Annotated in this window: 1 rRNA gene; it reads left to right on the top strand. The window is 44.8% G+C overall.

The annotated features are described in order from the left end of the window. Positions 1–296: 296 nt before the first annotated feature. Positions 297–406: ribosomal RNA gene (locus tag BZG25_RS15750) — 23S ribosomal RNA — on the top strand; the annotation flags it as partial.

The following is a 406-nucleotide window of genomic DNA, read 5'->3' as shown; positions in this document are numbered from 1 at the left end:
AAGAATGACAGTAAAGTTCTCAATCAGTGACATGTAATGTCACTCACACAATCAAGTGTGCTTGGGCTTTGTCTTATTTGATAAGCAAAGTCTCTATTTTGAGTCCGGCAAAAACAAAACCTTAATTGGTTGATGATTCAACACTGAGTGGTTTTGCGACGCAGATTTCTTTTTTAGACAATCTCGCGCGAGGCGTTTGTCGCGGGGAGCGTAACGTGTTACGTGACCAAGCAAACGGTGAGCAAGAGGCCGTATAAAAGAGAAAGATCGAGCAAAAAGACCTCTTGGGGTTGTATGGTTAAGTGATTAAGCGTAGACGGTGGATGCCTTGGCAGTCAGAGGCGATGAAGGACGTACTAACCTGCGAAAAGCGATGGTGAGCTGGTAAGAAGCATTTGAGCCATCG

Source organism: Salinivibrio sp. ML198, assembly GCF_001996015.1.
Lineage (GTDB): Bacteria > Pseudomonadota > Gammaproteobacteria > Enterobacterales > Vibrionaceae > Salinivibrio > Salinivibrio siamensis.
This window is presented reverse-complemented; position numbering and strand designations above follow the sequence as displayed.